This window comes from Pseudomonas entomophila (assembly GCF_018417595.1).
In the GTDB taxonomy this organism is placed as follows: domain Bacteria; phylum Pseudomonadota; class Gammaproteobacteria; order Pseudomonadales; family Pseudomonadaceae; genus Aquipseudomonas; species Aquipseudomonas entomophila_C.
In genome coordinates this window covers 2,693,495-2,717,148 of the sequence record NZ_CP070982.1, presented here as the reverse complement: position 1 = coordinate 2,717,148, position 23,654 = coordinate 2,693,495, and the positions used below count along the sequence as shown (strand labels likewise).

15 protein-coding genes are annotated in these 23,654 nt (G+C 65.4%); 12 read left to right on the top strand and 3 right to left on the bottom strand.

The window, feature by feature from the left end:
- Positions 1-48: 48 nt before the first annotated feature.
- Positions 49-1,368: a putative histamine N-monooxygenase gene (gene basC / locus JYG34_RS12135; protein WP_213660901.1), complete on the top strand. Its 1,320-nt coding sequence runs from the start codon at positions 49-51 to the stop codon at positions 1,366-1,368.
- Positions 1,369-1,527: 159 nt separating this feature from the next.
- Here the strand turns inward: basC and JYG34_RS12130 are convergent, their stop codons facing one another.
- Positions 1,528-3,687: a condensation domain-containing protein gene (locus tag JYG34_RS12130; RefSeq protein ID WP_213660900.1), complete on the bottom strand. Its 2,160-nt coding sequence runs from the start codon at positions 3,685-3,687 to the stop codon at positions 1,528-1,530.
- A gap of 213 nt (positions 3,688-3,900) precedes the next feature.
- Between JYG34_RS12130 and JYG34_RS12125 the strand changes: the two genes are divergently transcribed.
- From JYG34_RS12125 to mrdA, 11 genes are all read left to right on the top strand, one after another.
- Positions 3,901-4,428, top strand: a complete 528-nt coding sequence (locus JYG34_RS12125; protein ID WP_213660899.1) for a sigma-70 family RNA polymerase sigma factor — start codon at positions 3,901-3,903, stop codon at positions 4,426-4,428.
- A 228-nt stretch (positions 4,429-4,656) separates the two neighbouring features.
- Positions 4,657-6,459, top strand: coding sequence for an ABC transporter ATP-binding protein (locus tag JYG34_RS12120; RefSeq protein WP_213660898.1), 1,803 nt, complete (start codon positions 4,657-4,659; stop codon positions 6,457-6,459).
- Complete coding sequence (locus JYG34_RS12115; RefSeq protein WP_213660897.1) at positions 6,453-8,222, top strand: ABC transporter ATP-binding protein; 1,770 nt, start codon at positions 6,453-6,455, stop codon at positions 8,220-8,222. Before JYG34_RS12120 ends, JYG34_RS12115 begins: the two co-directional genes overlap by 7 nt.
- Complete coding sequence (locus JYG34_RS12110; RefSeq protein WP_213660896.1) at positions 8,219-9,166, top strand: ABC transporter permease; 948 nt, start codon at positions 8,219-8,221, stop codon at positions 9,164-9,166. Before JYG34_RS12115 ends, JYG34_RS12110 begins: the two co-directional genes overlap by 4 nt.
- The gene (locus JYG34_RS12105; RefSeq protein ID WP_213660895.1) at positions 9,163-10,113 is read left to right on the top strand and encodes an iron chelate uptake ABC transporter family permease subunit; all 951 of its coding nucleotides are present in this window, start codon (positions 9,163-9,165) and stop codon (positions 10,111-10,113) included. The genes JYG34_RS12110 and JYG34_RS12105 overlap by 4 nt, the downstream gene beginning before the upstream one ends.
- Positions 10,110-10,892, top strand: a complete 783-nt coding sequence (locus JYG34_RS12100; protein ID WP_213660894.1) for an iron ABC transporter ATP-binding protein — start codon at positions 10,110-10,112, stop codon at positions 10,890-10,892. Before JYG34_RS12105 ends, JYG34_RS12100 begins: the two co-directional genes overlap by 4 nt.
- Positions 10,889-11,875 carry a siderophore ABC transporter substrate-binding protein gene (locus tag JYG34_RS12095; RefSeq protein ID WP_213660893.1) on the top strand — a complete coding sequence of 329 codons (987 nt, stop codon included), beginning with the start codon at positions 10,889-10,891 and terminating at the stop codon, positions 11,873-11,875. The genes JYG34_RS12100 and JYG34_RS12095 overlap by 4 nt, the downstream gene beginning before the upstream one ends.
- 230 nt (positions 11,876-12,105) lie before the next feature.
- The gene (locus JYG34_RS12090; protein ID WP_213660892.1) at positions 12,106-14,316 is read left to right on the top strand and encodes a TonB-dependent receptor; all 2,211 of its coding nucleotides are present in this window, start codon (positions 12,106-12,108) and stop codon (positions 14,314-14,316) included.
- Positions 14,317-14,424: 108 nt separating this feature from the next.
- Complete coding sequence (locus tag JYG34_RS12085) at positions 14,425-15,492, top strand: hypothetical protein (RefSeq protein ID WP_249746259.1); 1,068 nt, start codon at positions 14,425-14,427, stop codon at positions 15,490-15,492.
- 78 nt (positions 15,493-15,570) lie between these two features.
- Complete coding sequence (locus tag JYG34_RS12080; protein WP_213660891.1) at positions 15,571-19,506, top strand: patatin-like phospholipase family protein; 3,936 nt, start codon at positions 15,571-15,573, stop codon at positions 19,504-19,506.
- A 236-nt stretch (positions 19,507-19,742) separates the two neighbouring features.
- Positions 19,743-21,635: a penicillin-binding protein 2 gene (gene mrdA, locus JYG34_RS12075; protein WP_213660890.1), complete on the top strand. Its 1,893-nt coding sequence runs from the start codon at positions 19,743-19,745 to the stop codon at positions 21,633-21,635.
- A gap of 138 nt (positions 21,636-21,773) precedes the next feature.
- Here the strand turns inward: mrdA and JYG34_RS12070 are convergent, their stop codons facing one another.
- A complete protein-coding gene (locus tag JYG34_RS12070; RefSeq protein WP_213660889.1) occupies positions 21,774-23,165 on the bottom strand; it encodes a hypothetical protein in 1,392 nt (463 codons plus the stop codon).
- 19 nt (positions 23,166-23,184) lie between these two features.
- Entirely contained in the window at positions 23,185-23,499 is a 315-nt protein-coding gene (locus JYG34_RS12065; protein ID WP_213660888.1) for a hypothetical protein, read from the bottom strand.
- Between the last annotated feature and the right edge of the window lie 155 nt (positions 23,500-23,654).

Genomic DNA, 23,654 nt, shown 5'->3' with positions numbered 1-23,654 from the left:
ACGCTGGCCGCGCCTTCTTGAACTGCTGAACCAAAGGAGATGGATCGGATGAAGGATTTACCCACTGTGGATATCGCTGGCATCGGTATCGGCCCGTTCAACCTGGGCCTTGCCGCGCTGCTCGCCAAGCATCCTGGCGTGAGCGGTGTCTTCCTTGACCGCAAGGTGGAGTTTCGCTGGCACGAAGGCTTGATCCTGCCGGGCACCACGCTGCAGGTGCCGTTTCTCGCCGACCTGGTGACCATGGCCGACCCCACGCATCCACTGAGCTACCTGAACTACCTGCACCAGCACGAGCGCCTGTACCAGTTCTACTACTACGACAACTTCCAGGTGCCGCGCCGCGAGTATGACCATTACTGCCGCTGGGCCTCGCAGCAACTGGCGAGCTGCCATTTCGGCGAAGAAGTCTGCGATGTGCGCTACGACGCCAACGCCGGGCGCTTCCTGATCGAGAGCCAGTCGCTGTCCGGCTACAAGCGCCAGTACTACAGCCAGCACCTGTCGGTGGGCGTGGGCACGTCACCGCTGCTGCCGCGCTGGGCGCAGGTCAAGAGCACGGCGCCGATCCTGCATTCGGCCGAGTTCGCCAAACGCCAGGCACAGCTGGCCCAGTGCCGGCAGGTGACGGTGATCGGTTCGGGGCAGAGCGCGGCGGAGTGCGTGCTGGCGCTGTTCAACGAGCTGACCCCGGAGCGGGTCGCGGCGGGCGCGTCGATTCGCTGGATCACCCGCTCCCAGGGGTTCCACCCGATGGAGTACTCCAAGCTGGGCCAGGAGTGCTTCACCCCCTCCTACATGGAGTACTTCCACAGCCTGCCACGGGAGCGGCGCCGCGAGATCGTCGCCGGGCAAGGGCTGCTGTACAAGGGCATCAGCTTCTCGACCATCGGCGATATCTACGACCTGATCTACGAGCGCTCCGTCGGCGGCGCCGACACCGGCCTGACGCTGCTGTCCAACTGCGAGGTGGAGCGTGTCGAGGATGTCGGTGGGCGACTGCGCATCGATTACCGCCACCGTGAACTCGACCAGACCAGTGCGTTCGAAGCGGATGCGATCGTCGCCGCGACGGGCTACGGGCATGCCTGGCCAGCGTGGTTCGAACGGCTCAAGGGCAGCGTACTGGCCACCGACGAGCACGGCGACTGCATCGTTGGGGAAGACTTCACCGCGCAACGCTGCGACCAGGGTGCCGGGCGGATCTTCGTGCAGAACGCCGAGATCTTCCAGCATGGTGTCGGTTCGCCGGACCTGGGGATTGCCGCGATCCGCAATGCGAGCATCGTCAACCAGTTGCTGGGGCGACCGCATTACCGCCTGCCGAAGCGCTCGGCGTTCCAGCGCTATGGCATGCATGAGGAGTGATTGCAGACAACCGGGGCCGCCCTGCGGCCCTGAAACCCTGTAGGAGCGGCTTCAGCCGCGATGCAGGCGCCGCGGCATCTGGCACCCGCGTTGCGGCTGATCGCGGCTGAAGTCGCTCCTACAGGGGTTGCGCCCTATCAATGGGCAACCCCAACTGCCTCAAACCCGCACGTGCTCCACCGCCATCGCCGCCCCGCCCTCACTGGCGTACAGGGCAAACACCCCTTCGATAGCCTCGGTCACCCGCGCCATCTGCTGCGCGCTGTAGCGATCGGTGCGGTAGGTGACCACCAGGCGCAGTACGCGCTGGCCATCGATCATGTTGTCCATGATCTCGAACTGGATGCCGAACATCGACTCGTTCTTCTCCGGGTCGATCTGCCGGTAACGAATGTTCCCCGCCTCGGGCGTCACCAGAGCGCCGTTCAAGGCGTTGTTGGCATGGATCTGCACGTACACATCGAACAGCAACCCGTCCGCCGGCGTCATCCCCAGGGCTTGCTGGATATGCTCCATCGGTACGTCGGCATAGGCCATGGAGTCGTTGATCAGGCGGCTGACGCCCTCGATCAACGCCCCCACCTTCTGGCGCGGTTCGAACTGTATGCGGTGCGCCACCATGGTGGTGAAGTAGCCGACCGTCTCGTAGTACGCAGGGTCGGTACGCCCCGAGGCCGAAGTGCCGATCACCAGGTCGGGGAGGTTACCGACCTTGTGCAGGGCCAGGGCGATGGCGGTGTAGATCACCCCGAACAGCGACGAGTCGTTCTGCCGGGCAAAGCCGTGCAGGAAGTCGACCATGGCCTGGTCGGGCTTGATCTCGAACCACTGCGCGCGGGTGGACGCCTCGGCCACGGGCGCGCTGCCCTGCTCACCGATGGCCGGCAGGGCCAAGCCGCGAGTGGCATCACGCAGCATGTCGGTCCAGTAGGTCAGGTGCTGCTGGTTGATGCCACGCGCCAGCTCCTTCACCGCGTACTGGTGGAACGACGGCACGGCCGCCTCCCAGCATGGCAACTGGTCCTGGGCGCGTGCGAGGTAGGCGCGGGCCAGGTCTTCCATCATCACGTTGAGCGACCACTCATCGATGGCCATGTGGTTGACCAGCAACGACAGGGACTGCTGCTGGCTGTGCGGATCACGGAAGAAGCGCACGCGCATCGGCAGCTCACGGGACAGGTCGAAGCGGTAGCCGGCTTCGCTGGCCAGGTTCGCCCCGGCACTTTCACGGCTGGACCAGAACCACTTGTACTGGCCCAGCTGGTTGACCGGCACCAACTGCTGCCAGGCCTCGTCGCCCTCGAAATGGAAGGTGGTGCGCAGGCTGGCGTGGCGCTTCACCAGGTCGCTGAACGCCTGTTCGAACACCGCCTCGTCCACTGGGTCGAGGAAGGTCATGGCAAACGGCAGGTTGAAGATGGTGCCGAACTCGAACGCTGCGTAGGCCCGGCCGAGAGACGCCTGGGCCAGGGCGAACGGCGCCCGTTGCACATCGTCTTGCAGGGCGGCATCCACGCTCCCCTTGTGCCCTTGCACCTGCGCACGCGCGGCCAGCGCGGCGGCGGTCGGCGCGCTGAAGAAGTCGTTGAAGCGCACCTCGACGCCATGGTTGCTCGACAGCTTGCCGATGATCCGCGTGGCCAGCAGCGAGTGGCCACCCAGGTCGAAGAAGTCGTCCTGGGCCGTCATGTTCGCCACACCCAGGGCACGGCGGAACTCGTCGAGAATGAGCGCGGCGACGTCAGTGTCGTTGCTCGCGGGTGCACTGGTCACTTCAGCGACGGGTTGATCGCCTGCCGCCTGGCGCTGCAACCAGGGCAGGTGTGGCGCGCCGACCGGGCGCCCGGCGTAGGCATCCATGGTCAGGCGGTAGAGGTCGTCCTCGCGGCAGGTCTGGTCGAGCACCTGGTGCAACACGAAGGCCAGGATCGGCGCCTGCCCGCCACGGATGACCAGCGCCGTCAGCGGCGCCTGGCTTTCGGCGTCCCAGGGTTGCGCCTGCAAGGCCAGCAGCCGATCGCTGGCTTGCGCATCGGAGGTGACGGTCAGTTCGCCGATGCAGGCCTGCGGATCACTGTCGTGAACCTTTTGCACATCACCCTCGTCATTGAAGCAGTAGCGGGCATTGAGCGCCGGCAGGCTGGCGACCACGGTCGCGATCGCCCCTTGCAGCCTGGCCAGGTCGATATCCTCGCCCAGCCGCCAGGCGCTGAAGTGCTTGAGCACCCGCTCGGGAAATTGCTGCTGCAGCAGCCAGGCATGTTCTTCGAATTCGCTGACAGGTTGCTGGGACTGCGCACCTGAATTGAGTTCCATCATGGAATTGCTCCGCCTCTTCAAACAGTACAACCCGTATACGGGCAGACAGACCGATCCTCGGTCCTGGAGTCGCGCCCGGCCAGACCGGGCGCTGGATTCAACGGCTACAGGCTGCGTTGCAAGTACCTGATCAACACCGTATGCTTTCGATGCTAATCGTAGTAATTATCATTAGTCAAAAATCTGTTTGCTCGTGCGGTATTGGAGAAGTTCGTGGACAAGGGATCGTTCGCACTCCGGCAACAACTGGAACAGTTGTATGTCGACCATCATGGCTGGCTGTGCAACCTGCTGCGGCGCAAGTTGGGCAATACCTGCGACGCCGCCGACCTGGCCCACGACATCTGCCTCATCCTGCTGAACAAGGGCTGCGTGCCTGCGGCGCAGGACTGCCGCCGCCACCTGGCGCAAATCGCCAATGGCAAGGTGATCGACCTGTACCGGCGGCGCCAGCTCGAGGCCCGCTACCTCGACGAACTCAAGCAGCGCGACGAAGCCCTGGCCCCTTCCGAGGAGTTCCGCGCCCTGGCCCTGGAGGCGCTGGTCGCGGTCGATGCCGCCTTGCAGCGCCAATCCGCCAACAGCCGCCAGGCGCTGCTGTTGCACAAGCTCAACGGCATGGCCCACCGCGAGATCGCCGCCGAGCTGAAGGTGTCGGTGTCGTCGGTGGAGAAGTACATCGCCTCGGCCTTGCGCAGTTGTTCACCGTTTTCGCCGGCGCTGTTGAATGAAACGCATTGAGGGTTTTCCAGCACCGTTCGGAATACATATATGTACCTGCAGACAAAGCATGCAGCAGCCTCTGTGGGAGCGGGTTTACCCGCGAACACCGGCAAAGCCGGTGCCCTTCACCGCGCTGCCTGCTTCGCGGGTAAACCCGCTCCCACAGGAGTTCCCCGCTGAGACAACGGGTGATATCCAGCCCCTTCAGCGGGCCGATGAGTCAAGTTTGCTTCCAGAGGAGATGGAATGAGCGCCAACGATGCGAGCAAGGAGCACACCGCCGCCAACCCGGTGTCCGAGGTACTGCGGCCGATCCGCGGGCGGTTGATCGTCGCCGGCAGCCTGGCGGCGGTCGGCACGATGCTCACCCTGGTCCCCCTGGCCGGGGTCGCCCATATCGGCCAGCTGGCGCTGGGCCAGGGTGACAGCGTCGCGCCCTGGGCGCAGATCCAGGCCAGCGTCTGGCAAGTGCTGGGCCTCAGCCTCGGCGCCCTGTTCGTCGGCATGATCCTGATCTCCCTGGGCGAGACCCTCGCCCACCTGGCCGACAACCGGATCACCCGTCAGTTGCGCCTGGCCATCACCCAGCGCCTGGCCAAGGTGCCGCTGGGCTGGTTCACCAACCGCGCCTCGGGCGAGGTCAAGCAGGCGATGCAGGACGACGTGAACACCCTGCACAGCCTCACCGCGCACTACTACACCACCCTCGGCCGCACCTGGGGCGCGGTGGTGGCCACGGTGCTGTACCTGTTCGCCATGGACTGGCGCATGGCGATCGTCTCGCTGCTGCCGTTCCCGCTGTTCTTCCTGTTCGTGTCCAGGGCCACCAAGGCCAGCGGCGCCAACATGCAAGCGTTCGGCGCGCACATGGGGCGCATCAACAACGCGGTGGTCGAGTTCGTCAATGGCATCCCGGTGGTCAAGGCTTTCGGTATCGAGGGCAAGGCCCATGGCAGCTACCGCGAGGCGGTCGATGGCTTCGCCGCTGCCTTCACCGACTTCACCCGGCCACTGGTCAGCGCCATGGCCAACGCCCACGCGCTGGTCACCCCGGTGGCGGTGCTGGGCGTGGTGCTGGCCTTCGGCACCCTGTTCACCTACCTGGGCTGGATTCGCCCGGTGGACATCCTGCCTTTCGCCCTGGTGGCACCGGGCATGTGCGCGCCATTGCTGCTGATGAGCTACATCACCCACGACCTGCATGCCGCCACCAGCGCGGCGCAACGGGTGGATGGCCTGCTGCGCACGCCGCTGCTGGATGCCCCGGCGCACAACAGCCGGACGCTGGCGAAAGATGCCGGGATTCGCTTCGAACACCTGGGCTACAGCTATGACGGCGACACCCCGGTGCTCGATGACATCAACTTCACCCTCGAACCCGGCACCGTGACGGCCATCGTCGGCGCGTCCGGCGCTGGCAAGTCGACCCTGGCGCGCCTGTTGCTGCGCTTCTTCGACCCCACCGATGGGCGCATCACCCTGGATGGCGTCGACCTGCGCCAGCTCGACACCGCCCAGCTGTACCGGCATATCGGCTTCGTCCTGCAGGAGGTGCGCCTGATCCACGCCAGCCTGCGCGACAACATCGCCCTGGGCCGGCCCTCGGCCAGCCAGGAAGAGATCGAGCAGGCGGCGCGCACCGCCAACATCCACCAGCGCATCCTCGCCCTGCCCCGCGGCTACGACTCGGTGGTCGGCGAGGACGTGCAGCTCTCCGGCGGCGAACTGCAACGGGTGAGCATCGCCCGGGCGGTGCTGCTCGACCCTGCGGTGCTGGTGCTGGACGAAGCCACCGCCGCGGCCGACGCCGAAAACGAAGTGCAGATCCAGCAGGCGCTGTCGCGCTTCGCCCGCCAGCGCACCTTGCTGGTCATCGCCCACCGCCTGGACACGGTGATGCACGCCGACCAGATCATCGTGCTCGACAACGGCCGCATCCTCGAACAGGGCGACCACACGCAGTTGCTCGCGCGCAACGGCCATTACGCTCGGCTGTGGGCGCTGGGCGGCTACCAACAGACCAAGGAACAGGAGCAGGCGCCATGCTGAAGACCCTGATCGAACTGCTCGGCGATGACGCCCCGGTGCTGCATCGCTATCTCGTCAAGGCGCTGGTCTACGGGCTGCTGTGCGGGCTGACCATTCTCAGCGTGCTACCGGTGCTCGGCCACTTGCTGGCAGGCGATGTGCCAGGGGCCACGGGCTGGTTGGGTGTGCTGCTGGTCGCTTCGCTGGTGTGCTGGGCGCTGCGCCGGGTGGTCGAAAAGGCCGGCATCCGGGTCGGCGTCGCCGTGCTCCAGGGGGGCCGGCATCGCCTCGGCGACCACGTCGCGCAGTTGCCGGTGGGCTGGTTCGACGCCCACAACACCGCACGCCTGAACCATGTCACCGCGCAGGGCATGATGACCGTGGCGCAATTGCCGGCCCACGTTTTCACCCCGTTGATCACCGGCGTGATCACGCCGTTCGTGGTGGTGGTGGCGCTGTTCGTGTTGAACCTGCAGGTGGGCCTGATCGCCCTGCTTACCCTCCCCCTGCTGTTCGGCCTGTTCGCGCTGACCGCACGCCTCGGCCAACGCGCCGACGAACGCTTCCACGCCGACACCGCGCGCACCAGCCAGCGCATGGTCGAGTTCGCCCAGGCCCAGTCGGTGCTGCGCGCCTTCAATGGCGCCGACGGCGGCACGCGCTTCCTCGAACAGGCCATCGCCCGCCAGCAGCAGTCGGCCAAGCGCCTGATTCAGGTGTCGGCGATGTCAGTGGTGTTCAACACCTGGACGGTGCAGGCCGCCTTCGCCGCCCTGCTGGTCGGCTGCGTGGCGTGGCTGGCCGAGCTGTGGGGCGCCGGGCTGCCGGCCAGTGCGCTGATTCCGGTGGTCCTGGCGCTGCTGCTGGTCAGCCGTTTCATCGACCCGCTGCTGGAAGTGGCCAGCTACAGCGAGGTGCTGCGCGGCGCGCGCAGCCAGCTGGGGGTGCTGCGCGAGCTGTTCGCGGTCCAGCCGTTGCCACAGGCCCAGCAGCCGACCAAGCCAGCCCATGCCGGGGTCGAACTGGACGGCGTGAGCTTCCGCTATGCCGACGATCAGCCTGAGGTGCTGCGTCAAGTCAGCTTGAAGATCGCCCCGGGCAGCATGACGGCGCTGGTCGGTGCCTCAGGCTCCGGCAAAACCACCCTGGTGCGGCTGATTGCGCGCTTCTTCGATGTCACCCAGGGCAGCCTCAAGGTCGGCGGCGTGGATGTGCGGCAGATGTCCGCCGGGCAACTGGCGGCGCAGATCAGCCAGATCTTCCAGGACGCCTACCTGTTCCAGGGCAGCATCGCCGACAACATCCGCATCGGTAAAGCCGACGCCAACGACACCGAAGTGCTGGAGGCGGCGCGCGCGGCGGGCGTGCTGGAAATCATCGAACGCTTGCCGCAGGGCCTGGACACGCCGGTCGGCGAAGGCGGCGCGCGGCTTTCCGGTGGTGAGCGCCAACGCATCTCCATCGCCCGGGCGCTGATCAAGGACGCGCCGATCCTGCTGGTGGACGAAGCCACCGCGGCACTGGATGTGGAGAACCAGGCGGCGATCGCCGAGGCGCTGGCGCGCCTGCGCGGCAAACGCACGCTGATCGTGATCGCCCATCAGCTGTCGACGGTGGCCATGGCCGACCACATCGTGGTACTCGACAACGGCCGCATCGCCGAGCAAGGCACACCCGCGCAACTGAGCGAAACACCCGGCCTGTATGCGCACTTCCTGGCCCAGCGCCGCGCGGCCAAGGGTTGGCGGATCGCCGCGGAGCCGGTCAGCGAGGGCACTGCTTGAAGCGCATTGCCTCTCTTGTCCTGCTGTTCGTGGTGCTGTGCGGCCTGTCGCTGATGGTCGGGGTCAAGCAGGTGGCCTGGAGCGACCTGCTGAACGCCTCCGAGGATGCCTGGCTGACCTTGACCGCCAGCCGCCTGCCGCGCCTGGCCGCGCTGGTGCTGACTGGCGTGGGGCTGGCGGTGTGCGGGGTGATCCTGCAGCAGATCGTGCGCAACCGTTTCGTCGAGCCGGGCACCTCGGGCGGCCTGGACGCGGCCAAGCTCGGCATCCTGGTGGCCCTGACCACGCTGCCGGCCGCCGGCACCTTCATCAAGATGAGCGTCGCCCTGGTGTTCTGCTTCGCCTGCAGCCTGCTGTACGTGGCGATCATCCGTCGCATCCGCTTCAAGAACACCGTGCTGGTGCCGGTGATCGGCCTGATGTACGGCAGCGTGCTCAGCGCCATCGCCGAGTTCTACGCCTTCCAGCACAACGTCCTGCAGAGCATGCAGGGCTGGCTGCTGGGGGATTTTTCCAAGATCGTCCAGGGCAACTACGAAATCATCTACCTGATCCTGCCGATCGTGGCGCTGGCCTATCTGTTCGCCCAGCGCTTCACCGTGCTGGGCATGGGTGAAGGCATGGCCAGCAGCCTGGGCCTGAACTACGCCGCCAACACCGCGCTGGGTCTGCTGCTGGTGGCGCTGACGGTGTCCGCCACGGTGATCACCGTGGGCGCGATCCCCTTCGTCGGGCTGGTGATCCCCAACCTGGTGGCGATCTATTACGGCGAGAACCTGCAGCGCACCCTGCCCATCGTCGCCCTGTGCGGCGCCTCGCTGCTGCTGGCCTGCGACATCGTCGGGCGCCTGCTGATCTACCCCTTCGAGGTGCCCATCGGCATGACCGCCGGCAGCGTGGGCGGCGTGTTGTTCCTCGTCCTGCTGATGAGGAGCAAGCCATGAGCGACACGCTGATCCGCCGTGGCCTGTGGCTGCTGGTGCTGGCCCTGGCGCTGGGCTTCCTGCTGATCGGTTCCGGCTTCGACTTTGCCTGGGTCATCCCCAGGCGCCTCACCCGCCTGGCCGCCATGGGCGTCGCCGGGGTCTGCGTGGCCTACGCCTCGGTGGTGTTCCAGACGCTCACCGGCAACCGCATCCTGACCCCCGCAGTGATGGGCTACGAAGCCATCTACCTGTTGTTCCAGGCGCTGCTGATCCTGTTCCTCGGCACCCAGAGCCTGGTGCTGGTGGGGCGCGGCGGCAACATGGCGCTGTCGATCCTGCTGATGCTGCTGTACTCCTGGCTGATCCACCGCTGGCTGCTGCGCGACGGGCGCAACAACGTCTACCTGCTGTTGTTGCTGGGGCTGGTACTGAGCATGGTGATCACCACCTTCACCCAGTTCATCCAGCTGAAGATCAGCCCCGGCGAGTTTTCCATCTTCCAGGGCTTCAACTACGCCTCGTTCAACAAGGCCCAGCCGGCGCAGGTAATGGTGGCGGCCGCGCTGGTGGCAGCCGTGGGCCTGGTCGCCTGGCGCACCCTGCCGGTGCTCGATGTGCTGGCGCTGGGGCGTGACCAGGCGATCTCCCTCGGGGTCGACCATCCGCGCAGCGTGCGCCTGCAACTGGCGCTGATCGCGCTGCTGGTGGCGCTGTCCACCAGCCTGGTCGGGCCGACCGCGTTCATGGGCGTGTTCGTCGCCAACATCACCTACACCCTGGCCCGCACCCACCGCCACCGGGTCACGCTGCCCATGGCAAGCGCCATCGCCATCGCCCTGTTCATCGTCGCCCAATACCTGGTCGAGCAGCTGTTCAACTACAACACCTCCGTCAGCATCCTGATCAACCTGGTCTGTGGCGTGTATTTCCTCGCGCTGATGGTTCGCACACGAGGCACCGCATGATCACCCTCAGCCACGTTCACAAGTCCTACGGCGACAAGCCGATACTGCGCGATGTCAGCGTGCGGTTTCCCCAGGGCAAGGTGACCTCGTTGATCGGCCCCAATGGCGCCGGCAAGACCACCCTGCTGATGCTGATCGCCCGCTTGCAGACCGCCACCCGCGGTGAGCTGAGCATCGGCGGGCGCGATATCGCGTCGATCACCATCCGCGACTACGCCAAGCGCGTGGCCACCCTGCGCCAGGCCCCGGACTTCAACCTGCGCCTGACCGTCGAGGAGCTGGTGGCTTTCGGCCGTTTCCCCTACAGCCGCGGCAACCTCACCACGCAAGACCACCAGGCCATCGACGAGGCCATCGCCTTCCTGTCGCTGGAGGCGCTGCGCCAGTCCTACATCGACGAACTCAGCGGCGGCCAGCGGCAGATGGCGTTCCTGGCCATGACCATCGCCCAGCAGACCGACTACCTGCTGCTGGACGAGCCGCTGAACAACCTCGACATGAAGCACGCCGTGCTGATCATGCGCGCCCTGCGCCGGCTGTGCGACGAGCAGGGGCGTACGGTGATCCTGGTGGTCCACGACATCAATTTCGCCGCCAACTATTCCGACTACATCGTCGCCATGAAGCGCGGCGCCGTGCACTGCCAGGGCTCGGTGGCCGAGGTGGTCAACGAACGGCGCCTGGCCGAGCTGTTCGACCTGGACTTCGAGATCCTGCGCAGCGAGCGGGGTTTCGTCTGCAACTACTTCAATCCATCGCCATCAAGGGAACTGACATGACCTTCGCAAGCGGAAAACGGATCACCGCCACCCTGCTCGCCTTCGCCATCGCCACGGCGCTGCAGGGTTGCGACAAACCCACGGCACAGGCGCCCGCGCAGGCGCAAGCCTCGGCGGCGCCCTACCAGCCCGTGAGCATCGAGCACCCGCTGGGCACTACGGTAATCGATAAGCTGCCCCTGCGCGTGGTGGCGTTCGACATGAGCGAGCTGGACAGCCTCGACCAGCTCGGTGCGCCGGTGGCGGGCATCGCCAAGGACTACGTGGCCAGCTTCCTGAGCAAGTACCGCGACGACCCGGCCGTGGCCGACGTCGGCACCACCATCCAGCCCAACCTCGAACGCCTGCACGCGCTCAAGCCCGACCTGATCCTGATCTCACCCTTGCAGGCGCAGAACTACGCCGAGCTGAGCCAGATCGCGCCGACCGTGTACGACGACGTCGACCTCAACAACAAGCACGGCAACTTCATCGACGCGGCCAAGCAGCACCTCACCACCCTGGGGCGCATCTTCGGCAAAGAGGCGCTGGCCCAGCAGAAGGTGGCGCAGATGGAGGCCAAGGTCGAGCAGACCCGCAAGGTGACCGAGGGGCGTCCGGAGAAAGCCCTGATCGTGCTGCATAACAACGGTGCCTTCACCTCCTACGGCGTGAAGTCGCGCTACGGTTTCGTCTTCGACACCCTGGGGGTGAAGCCGGCCAGCAGCGATATCGAGGCCGGCCTGCATGGCCAGCCGATCTCCAACGAATTCATCCAGCAGGCCGACCCCGACATCCTCTATGTCATCGACCGCACCGCGGTGATGGAGCGCCGTCCCGCGCTCGACCTGCAGACCCTCGACAACCCCCTGCTGCGCAAGACCAAGGCCTGGAACAACGGCCGGGTGGTCTTCGTCGATGCGCAGACCTGGTACCTGTGCACCGCCAGCGTGACTTGCCTGGACCGTATGGCGGATGAGGTGATGCAAGGGTACCGAGGCTGATTTTTCTGCCAATACGCCGTCCTCTGTGGGAGCGGGCTTGCCCGCGAAGAAGCCTGCGCGGTGTGTGGCACCGGCTGCGCCGGTGTTCGCGGGCGAGCCCGCTCCCACAGGTTGGGATACAGCTTGGCGGAAAGCCAATAAATAAAAATGATTATCATTGAGGTATTCACGCTTTGGTTCGGAAACCCTAGTGAATGCCTTCACTACCTCCGAATCGAAAGGAAGCCAGCATGTCGGAACGTTGTACTTCACGACGCCTCACCCCTGTCGCGCCACAGTTCTCCCTGAACCGCACCTGCGTTGCCGTGCACATGGCCCTGTTGCTGGGCCTGGGTGGCGCCCCGCTGGCAGTGACGGCGGCCGAGGCCGGCAAGCCGGCCAGCCTGGAGCTGGATGAAACCCGCATCGAAAGCAGCACCGACGGCGCCGACAACCTGCCACCGGCCTACGCCGGCGGCCAGGTCGCCACGGGTGGGCGCGTCGGCCTGCTGGGCAACAAGGACTTCATGGAGACCCCGTTCAGCACGGTCAGCTACACCGACACCTACATCCAGGACCGCCAGGCCAAGGACATCACCGACGTGATCGCCGCCACCGACCCGTCGGTGTTCAGCAACGGCCTGAAGGGTACCTTCAGCGAGAACTATTCGATCCGCGGCTTCCAGACCAGCGTCAGCGACATGACCGTCGACGGCCTGTTCGGCATGGCGCCCTACTACCGCGCCTCGCCCGAGATGTACGAGCGCATCGAAGTGCTGAAGGGTCCGTCGGCGCTGCTCAACGGCATGCCGCCTGGCGGCTCGGTGGGCGGTATCGTCAACCTGATTCCCAAGCGTGCCGGCGACACACCACTGACCCGCCTGACCGCCACCTATGAGTCCGACGCCCAGTTCGGCGGCCATGTCGACGTCGGCCGGCGCTTCGGTGAAGGCAACCAGTTCGGCGTGCGCTTCAACGGCGTGTACCGCGACGGCGACACCAGCACCGAAGACCAGTCCAAGCGCAACGTGCTGTCGTCCCTGGCCCTGGACTGGCGCGGCGAACGCGCAAAACTGTCGGTCGACCTGTTCGACGCCGACGACCATATCCGCGGCCAGAACCGTGGTCTGGGCCTGGCACCTGGCGTGGCCGTGCCCAAGCCACCGAAGTCCGACACCCTGCTTAACCCCGACTGGGCCTATGTCGAGACCAAGGACAAGGGCGTGATCCTGCGCGGTGAGTATGAGCTCACCGACCAATTGCTGGCCTACGGCGCCATCGGCACCAGCAAGACCGACTACAAGTACAGCGGCGCCATGGTCGCCACGGTGATCAACAACGCCGGCGACCTCAGCACGTCCATGGGCCAGCTGAAGATGGAGATCGAGAAGACCTCCGCCGAGGTTGGCCTGCGCGGCCACTTCGACACCTTCGCCATCAACCACCAGTGGTCGGTGAACGCCACCGAGTACAGCGACGAGCAGAAGGACTACGGGCGTCGTTCGGTGCCAGGCGGCAACTGGGTGACCAACATCTACCACCCGGTATGGGGGCCGAAGGCGCCGCAGGCCTTCCCACAGATCAGCCACACCGAGAACGACCTGAAGAGCTACGGTATCGCCGACACGATGTCGGTGTTCGACGGCCGCCTGCAACTGACCGCCGGCGTACGCCGCCAGGAAGTGGTCACCGACACCTACAACGTCGCCACCGGCGCGCGCAACAAACCCGGCTACGATACCCACGCCACCACGCCGGCCGGCGCGATCCTGTTCAAGGTGACCGACGAACTGTCGCTGTACGCCAACTACATCGAAGGCCTGAGCAAGGGCACCATCGCACCGGTGACCGCCGCCAACGCCGGCCAGGTGTTCGCGCCGTTCAAGTCCAAGCAGAAGGAAGTCGGCCTGAAGCTGGACCTGGGCACCTTCAGCCACACCCTGGCGTTGTACGAGATCAAGCGCCCGAACAGCTACACCGACCCGGCCACCAACGTCTATTCGTTCGGCGGCGAGCAACGCAACCGCGGCGTCGAGTGGACCTTCTTCGGCGCCCCGCTGCCGGACGTGCGCCTGATGGGCGGCGTGGCCTATGTCGACCCCGAGGTGACCAAGACCGCGGGCGGCGTCAACGAGGGCAAGACCGCCACCGCCTTCCCCAAACTGCAGGGCAAGCTGGGCATGGAATGGGACACCCCGGCGGTGGAAGGGTTGACCTTGACGGGTAACGTCACCTCGCTGTCCAAGCAATACATCAGTGCCGACAACAGCCTGTCGATCCCCGGCTACACGATCTTCGACGTCGGTGCCCGCTACGCCATGCAGATCGCCAGCAAGCCGGTGACCTTCCGCGCCAACATCTCCAACCTGACCGACAAGGACTACTGGGGCGTGCCGCTGACCGCCAGCCTGGGGCTGGGGGCACCGCGCACCTACGAGCTGTCCGCCACCGTGGACTTCTGAAGCCCCGCCTCCCGGCGCGCCCGCGGCGCGCCGACTTTGTCACCTGCCATTTCGTACCCTACGCTTTCCCTTGGGCAGTCCCGATGATCGCCTGACGAGGTGACGTCCATGCGTACAACCGTGTGGCTGGTCCTGTGGCTGGTCTTCAGCACCTGCGCACAGGGCGCCGAGGACGACTATCCAAAGTACTGGAACGCGCGCGGCCTGCCCGAGCCGAAGATCCAGTTCCTGGGTGTAGGCGGCTGGCTCATCCACTGGCGGGGCGAAGGCGTGATGCTCGCGCCCTCGTTCAGCAACCCTTCGGGGCTGTCCAAGGGGCTCCCTCCCCTGCGGGTCGAAGCCGACAAGGCTCGCATCGATCACTACATGAAGCGACTTGCGACGCAGGACGTCACCCTGCTGCTGGTCGGCCACGGGCACTACGATCACCTGCTGGATGTGCCATGGATCATGCGCAAGTACGCGCCCAAGGCGATCGTCTATGGCTCGGACACCGTCGTGCACATGCTCCACGCCATGAAAGACCCCACGCGCGTGGAGGATGCGCACTGGACCTGGGTGGACCCGAACCGGGTGAAGAGCGCCAGAGGCTACATGGCGACCGTTCCAGGGTGTGATGGCCGACAAGCGCCCGCCTGGCCCGGCTACTGGATCAGGTCGCAAGGCGGGCACATCAGGGCCATGCCGATCCAGAGCATGCATGCGCCGCATGTGCTGGGCTACACCGTCGGCCACGGGCACTACTACCAGGACCTGAGCGAAGTCCCCACTACCGTGTCCGGCTGGAAACAGGGCCAGTCCATGGCCTGGTTGATCGACCTGCTGAATGAGGCGGGCGAACCGAAGTACCGCATTCATTTCCAGGACAGCGCCGCTCCCGCGCCCTGCGGCATCCTGCCTGCCAGGCCCGACAGCAAGGCCGTCGATGTCGAGCTCCTCAGCGTGGGCTCATGGCGCAAGGCAGCGGATTACCCTGATCAACTGTTGAACGCTTACAGACCTCGGGTGGTGGTGCTGGGCCACTGGGAAAACTTCTTCGGATACGACCTCGACTGCCCTCGACCTCTAAGCAAAGGGGCTGTCAAGGAGATGCAACAGCACGTGGTAAATCTGGCACCTGCAGCGCAGGTCTACCTGCCCATGCCTTTCGCCGAAATCGCTCTGACACCCGAGTAAAGAACAGCCCAGTCGTCGAGTGTACAGGCACCCCGCACTGAGCCTGGAACCACGGCATTACCCTCAAGGGAATGAGCCATGAACGAAGAATGCTCTACCGGAAATGCTTCACAGCCAGAGGCTCAGCCTGACGCCCCTTCGAACCTTTCCAGCAGGCTCGTTGCCAGGCGACGAGACCGACTTTTCGACGACAAGGCCGAAGTGGCCATGACCGGGCAACTCCCCAGGGACGGTAGCGATGTATGGGGCCTGGCGCTCTCCGGCGGGGGTATCCGCAGCGCGACGTTCAGCCTCGGCCTGTTGCGCGGGCTCGCCAGGCAGAAACTGCTCAGCCGCTTCGACCTGCTGTCGACCGTGTCCGGCGGCAGCTATGTCGGCAGCATGCTTGGCCGGCTCTACGACCGAATCCGGCCAGGCGGTACATCAACCCCTGCGACCAGCACATCGAATGGCACGCCACCTCCGGCCGCCGCCGACCAGGTGCAGGACGCCATGGCCGATGCCCAAGGCAGATGGTTCGGCTGGTGGCTGCGCGCCAACGGCCGCTACCTGGCCCCCGCTGGTTTCGCCGATCGACTGTTCGCCATCACCCTCTACCTGCGCAACTTGCTGGCCTTGCACTTCGAGTTCGGCTTGCTCGCGGTGCTGGCGGGGAGCCTGCTGGCTGCCCTCGACCTGGGTGTATGGCAAGGCCTGGCGGCTGCGGGGTACCAGTGGGATACGCCCTCGCTATTCAACGGGCTGATGGTCCTCAAGCCCTGGCTGCCGACGGCCTGGCTCCTGCTCGTGCTGGTGGTGCCGATCGCGCTGCATCTGGTGCTGACCTACTGGGATTCGCAATGGGTCGCCAAGCACTTCGCCAGGTACTGTTTCGCCAAGCTTGTCATGTCCTTTGTGTTGGTCGCCGCGGCGGTGTTGGTGAGGGAAATGGCACTGGCTTCCGCCGCCGACCAGGCATCGGCGGGCCTGGCCCGTCTCCTGCCCGGCATCGCGCTGCTGGTCGTCCTGCTGCTGGCCACGTCCGCGACCCACGCCCGGGTCAGCTGGCTCCGCCTGCGGCCCGCACAGGGCCAGCAGGCGGCGCGGGACACCGCTGAAAAAGATGCCCTGTCGGAAATGCGCAATCGCCTGACCCTCCAACTAAGGGCATGCCTTGGCATCGCCCTGCTTATCCTGGCGCTGGGCATCGCCGAGCGGCTGGCCTGGTTGGTAGCGTTTCAGACCCGGGTGTTCGAAACCCTCGACCTCGGCATCGCGCTGGCGGTCGTCTCCGGGGTCGCCCAGGCGCTGATGCTCAGCCTGCGCGCGAGCAAGGGCCGCCAGCAACGGCAGGCCGCGCCGCCCAGCCGCCTGGTGCCGCTACTGCTGCAACTGGCTGGCTACCTGCTTGCCGCCGCGCTGTTCGTCTGGTGGGTGTCCCTGGTCCTGAAAGTGGGTTTCACGCCCGTGTTTCCGGAGTTCGTGAAGTCGGATGGCGCCCCGGCCGAGGTCATTCAGCCCCAGTTCGACGCGGGATGGCTGACACTGTTATGCATCGTGATCCCACCAGCACTGTATGTCGCGGCCACCGGATCGAACCTGGGCTTTCTCAATCTTTCGTCCCTGCATACGTTCTACAAGGCGCGCCTGGTGCGCAGCTACCTGGGGGCAACCAACCCAGCACGCTTCAGCGGCAGTGGTGCAGCCTCGGCCCTGGCCAGGATCAAACCGAGCGAGCTCACCACCAGCGAGGTCAGCAATGTCGGCAAGGTCGCACCTGGCGATGATGTCTCCCTTGCCGCCTACCAACCGCATCTGGCGGGCGGCCCTGTGCACATCATCAGCACGTGCGTCAACCAGACAGCCGACCCCAAGGGCAGACTGTTCAATCGTGATCGCAAAGGCTTGATCCTCAGCGTGCGGGCTGGCGGCGACTCGCGATTCAGCCAGGAAGGCTGGCGTAGCGAATTCCCCGGAATCGGCAAGCTCAGCCTGGGCGGCTGGATGGCGATTTCCGGCGCGGCGGCCGCGCCGGGGCTTGGCGCCCGTACGCAACGTGGGTTGGCGGCACTATTGACTTTGGTCGGTGTACGGCTGGGGTACTGGCTCTCCCGGGATGAACGGGGTGGGCCAAAGAACGCCGGTCGCGCCTCGATCCGCCGTCGACTTGCGGGCATGGCCGGCAAGTCGACGGCGCTGGGCCATGAACTGTCCGCAAGTTTCGCCGCGGGCCCCGAGGACGACTGGTTCGTCACCGACGGTGGGCACTTCGAGAACACCGGTGTCTATCCGCTGCTGCTGGAGCGGGCCAGCGTGATCGTGCTGGCCGACTGTGGCGCAGACCCCGGCTACTCGTTCGAGGACGTCGAGAACCTGGTGCGCAAGGCGCGCATCGACATGAACATCACCATCACTTTCCGCCAGCCACGCGACCCTGGGCTATTCTCGCCGGCCACTGCCAATGACCCGGAGTGCGACTGGTGTGAAACCATCGGATACTTCGGCACCCTGCAGGACCTGGCCAAGGACGACAACGAAAGCTGCCTCGCACTTGCCACCATCATCTATCCGGATGCGCCACCGGCAATCCTCATTGTGGTCAAGCCCAACATCTGCAGGTCGGTGTCGATGGATGTGGCGAACTACAAGCGCCAGTGCCCACTGTTCCCCCAGGAGCCCACTGGCGATCAGTTCTTCAGCGAGAGCCAGTGGGAGTCCTATTTCGCGCTGGGCAGCGAGCTGGGCGGATACCTGAGCCGCCGCCTGATCGACCAGACAAGGGCGCACCTGGACGTGCTGTTCGACCTGGATGCCGACAACACCCCCTCCCTGCCCGCATCGGCGAGCGCCGCCGCATCCGCCAAGCCGCCCACTGACCGCGCCTCGAGAAGTGTCTGGGGGCGCCAGGTCGGCCCGGTCGGCGCGACTGTCGGCGCGGGCGTGGTGCTCTCGCTGGCCGTTGCCGCCTGGCAATCCATCGATGCCTATCGAACCGCCCAGAAGACCAGAATGGCGGACGAGCGCGCGGCGTTGGTGGAGATTTCGAGACTGTGGGAACAGCTGCCGCCGGCAACCTCTTCGAGTGACCTCGCCGGCGCTGCGAATCGGCTGGCGGTCGCCCTGCTGCGCGCGGGCGACACCTATTGCATGAAGGGTGACGCCGGCTGGCTCATGAAATCCGAGTTCGGCAGACGCGTGATCGCCGATGGCGTGCTCGCCTGCGCGTCCCTGAAGGGCGGCATGGGGCCTGCCTGCCAGGCGATGGTCGAGGCCAGGTCCGGGCTGAAATCACTGGATGCGGGGTCGTGCCTGGTGAGGACCGCACCGCCATCGCCGACCGTCTACTGGGGGTACGACTACAGCGAAGGCGGCAACTGGAAGACCTTGCACCCCTGCTCCAGGCAACGAAGCGCGCTGGTCGAGCAGTACAGCGATTTCAAGGAGACCTACCAGATCGCTGTCAACGACACCCGCTCACCGGAAGAACTGGCGGGTGTCCGGGTGGGTTGCCACGCAATGGCAGCGACGGCTGTGCGCCCGACCGATGGCACGGAGATGGCCATGCCCGCACCGCCTCCAGTCGCCGCCGCGCCACCAGAAGCATCCGTAGAGCCTGACGCCACTGCCACCCGCCCTGAGAGATCGTCTGCGGCTCAAATAGCCGCGAGCACGCTGTGCAAGGGCAACACGATCTACATGCAGATCTATGGCCCGAACATGCGCGACCAGGTTCGGGTGTTCAGGAGCTGGTGGCACGACAAGTGGCAGGCCAGCGTGCCACCGATCGAAGATGTCGTCGCGACCGCATTCCGTGCGGCACGCCCCGCGCCCAAGGAGGTGTCCAGGACAACGGTGCGCTATCACGACGCAACGGGATATGAATGCGCGCGCAACATCGTGAACACCGTGCAAGCCACCGTGCCAGGCGCCGACTGGACACTTGAGCCCCTCTCCCCCGCGCTCAATGGCGCCAGGGGCGTGATAGAAGTCTGGTTCAGCAGAACGGACAACGTTCCTGGGCAATGGCAGCCGTGATGCAGGGTGGCAATACACAGGGGCCACCGGTCACGTGAAGGAATCTTCATGTTCGGCGCAGGTGCCCTGCGCACGGGGCGCAGACGCAGTCCAGCGCATCGGGGAGAACGGCGCCTGCCTTGAGCCGGCCGTTCACCTTGCGTAGCATCCCCCGCCCCTGTGCCGCACCGGGGATCCGCGCGATCCCCGGTGCAGCGCCACCCTTACTAGTGCCTTTGGCGATTCAACCGAGCCCCATGCCGCAACCCATCCCCCTCAAGGACCACGAAAAGGAAAAGAGCCTGGTCAACCGCCGGCTGCTGGCCTGCGCCGTCCTGGTGATGAGCCTGGTGGCGGTGCTGGTGGGCCGGCTGTACGTGCTCCAGGTACTGCAGCACGACCAGCAATCGGCGGTGTCGGAAAACAACCGCGTGCACGTGCTGCCCATCCCGCCCGAGCGCGGGCTGATCTACGACCGCAACGGCGTGGTGCTGGCGACCAACAAGCCCAGCTTCGACCTGACCATGACCCGCGAACGCGCCGGCGACTCGGCCAAGGTGCTGGACACCCTCACGCAGATCCTTGGTTTGGGCGAGGACGACCGCCACCAGTTCGACAAGGACCTGCGCCGTGGCCGCAAGCCGTTCGAGCCGGTGACCCTGATGGTCGGCCTGAGCGAGGAACAGATCGCCCTGATCGCCGTCAACCAGTTCCGCCTGCCAGGCCTGGACGTGGCGCCGCAGTTCATCCGCGAATACCCCCTGGCCGAGCACTTCGCCCATTCGGTGGGCTATGTCGGGCGGATCAACGAGAAAGAAGCCAAGACCCTCGACAGCACTGCTTACCGCGGCACCCAGTCGATCGGCAAGACCGGCGTCGAGCGCTTCTACGAGAACGAGCTGCACGGCCAGGTGGGCTACGAGGAAGTCGAGACCAACGCCCAGGGCCGGGTGATGCGGGTGCTGCGCCACCACGACCCGGTGCCGGGCAAGGATATCGTGCTGAGCCTCGACGCCCACCTGCAACAGGCCGCGGAGAAAGCCCTGGGTGACCGCCGTGGCGCGGTGGTGGTGCTGGACCCGGCCAACGGCGATGTGCTGGCCATGGTCAGCAACCCCAGTTTCGACCCCAACCTGTTCGTCAAGGGCATCAGCTACAAGCAGTACTCGGCCCTGCGCGACTCCATCGACCGGCCGCTGTTCAACCGCGTGCTGCGCGGCCTGTACGCCCCCGGTTCGACGGTCAAGCCGGAGGTGGCCATCGCCGGCCTGGACAGCGGCGTGATCACCCCGGGCAACCGGGTGTTCGACCCCGGCTACTACGAGCTGCCCAACTACGACCACAAGTACCGCAACTGGAACCGCACCGGCGATGGCTGGGTGGACATGTACACCGCGATCATGCGGTCCAACGACACCTACTTCTACGACCTGGCGCACAAGCTGGGCATCGACCGCCTGCACGACTACATGGCCGAGTTCGGCCTGGGCCAGAAAGTCTCGCTGGACATGTTCGAAGAAGCGCCCGGGCTGATGCCGTCGCAAGCCTGGAAGCGCGCCACCCGGCGCCAGGCGTGGTTCCCCGGCGAGACGCTGATCCTCGGGATCGGCCAGGGCTACATGCAGGTCACACCGCTGCAACTGGCCCAGGCCACCAGCCTGCTGGCGAGCAAGGGTGCGTGGCACCGCCCGCACCTGGCGATGAGCGTCGGCGGCCAGGCGCCCATCGACCCCAACCCGATGCCGGACATCGTGCTGCATGACCGCCGCGCCTGGGACCAGGTCAGCCAGGGTATGCAGATGGTCATGCACGACCCGCGCGGCATCGCCCGCGCCGCCGCCGCCGGCGCCCAGTACCGCATTGCCGGCAAGAGCGGCACGGCGCAGGTGGTGGCGATCAAGCAAGGGGAACGCTACAACCGCGACAAGACCCTCGAACGCCACCGCGACAACGCCCTGTTCGTCGGTTTCGCGCCGGCCGATCACCCGGCGATGGTGGTGGCGGTGATGATCGAGAACGGCGAGGCCGGTGGCCGGGTCGCGGGGCCGGTGGTGCGCGAGGTGATGGATGCGTATCTGCTTGACGACCAGGGCCACCTGAAAGCCCGGTACGCAGGTACCACGGCAAAAGAAACGGCGCCCCACGGTTGATACCGTGCGGCGCCGAACTGTAGGAACCAGCCTTGCTGGCGAAGGGGACGACACGATGTTGGCCGGCAAGGCTACGCCTTGCGTTCGCCAGCAAAGCTGGCGCCTACAGGGTTTGTGCAGCCATGCACATCGTCGACATCAGCCTTCGGCCGCCCGGCGATCCAGCTCCTCCCGGTAGCTGTCCAGCGATGACAGGCGTTGACGGCTGGCGGCCTCGCGATCCTCGGCGATGGCCTTGAGTTGCAGGGATGCCTGCTCCAGGTAGGCTTCCAGTTCGTCTCCGGTGATGTATTTGCCCGACAGGGTGTTCAACTTGCTCCAGCCATCGTTGAACACCTGCACGAATTCGTCCGAAACGACGCCGACCGCCAACCATTGCGCAGCCTGGGTGACGAAGAACTGGTCGGTGGAGGCCAGCAACTGCTCCAGGTAGAAACGACGCAGCGTCTCTCGCTCGCCCGCGTCCTCGTAAGCCTCCACCCGCTCCAGCGCATCGTCGATGATCAATTGCAGGAAATCGCTGAAGGACTTGAAGAAGAAGGCGATCTCCACGACGATTTCCTTGCTGCGCTTGAGCGCGGCCACGCTCAGGTTCAGCGACTTCACCGCCAGTTCGATGCTTTGCTGTTCGCTGCGCTGGCCATCGAGCAACAGGGTGATGCGTATCAGCTCGGCGGCCTGCTCGCGCTTCACACGCTCGTACTCCTCCACCTTGTCCAGCATCTGCCGTTCCAGCACTCGCAACGAGCTGGCCTGTTCCCTGAGCTGTTGGCTCACCTCGCCGGCAAAATCCTCCAGCGTACGCAGCAGCTCGCTCAACTGTGCCTCGATGGCATCCAGTTTTGCCTTTTTATCCTCCAGTTCGGCATGCTCCCCGATCAGTGCCTCGTCCAGCTGTTCCCTGAGCAGGTCGCTGGTGGCTTCGTCGCGCTTTTTCTCGAGACCGGCAATCTCACGCGCTTGATCGGCGACAGCTTTCTGCTGGCGAATGCGCTGGTTTTCCAGGTTGGCTTTTTCCACCAGCTTGGATGGATCGATGCCACCTTTGTTCTGGTTCGCCATGACCCCAACACTGGCCGCGCCGAGCAATGCCGACCCGCCCCCGGTGGCCGCCATGGCTGCAATCGGCACGACGGCCGACAGCACCTGGGTAAAGGATTTGAGCACGCCAGCCCAGAACGCCTTCTGTTCTGCACTCTTCGCTTGCTGGCCATAAGCGTTCGCCTGCTGCTCGAACCGCGTGATCTGCCCCTGCAAGTCGGCGACCAGGCTATCGAGCATCCCTCGACGGGCATTGGCCTCGGCGATTTCCGCCTTGATCTGTCGATTCGCCTCGAGGGTCTCGCTCAAGGCCATTTCACTGCTGGCCATGACCTCCTCGATTTCACGCAGGATCTGCTCATAGGTATCGACGATCACGCCCAGGCTGTTGCGCACGCCTTCCGCTTTTCTGACGATTTCCCGTGCCAGCTTGAGCAAGTCAGCGCTGACGAACTGCCTGATTTCCTCTGCCTCGCCCGACGCCTTCACATCCAACCAGTTTGGCAGTTCACGTTGCAGGCGAGTGCCGATGCTGCGCGCTGATCAGGCGGTTCATGATTCCGGCGATACGAACCCGGATCGCCCCCTGCGCCTGCGGCGTGGTGTTGTAGGCGATGTACAGCAACTCGATTGCGTGATCGGTATCGGTCTTGGCCCGGGCGATCTCGTAGTTGCCTTCGATCTTGTGCTTGCAACTGGTGACCAGAGGGGAGTCGGTGGTCGGCAATTGCAGAGGCTCGACAGCGGTGATGGCTGCCGCCTGCTCGATGATCTGATTGTCCAGCAGGGTATTGCGGTTAGTGAACGAAATGACTTCAGACATGCTGTGAATCCTTTTCTTTGATGGTGAATCCGCGCTTGCCTACAAGGCGGTCAGTCGAATTTGCGCCTTTCGCCCCGGTCGACTTAAGCAGGAAACAATCCACGCATACGTAGGAAGTGGAGCTTCAAGCGGAAGCCCACAGGCAAAATCCGACC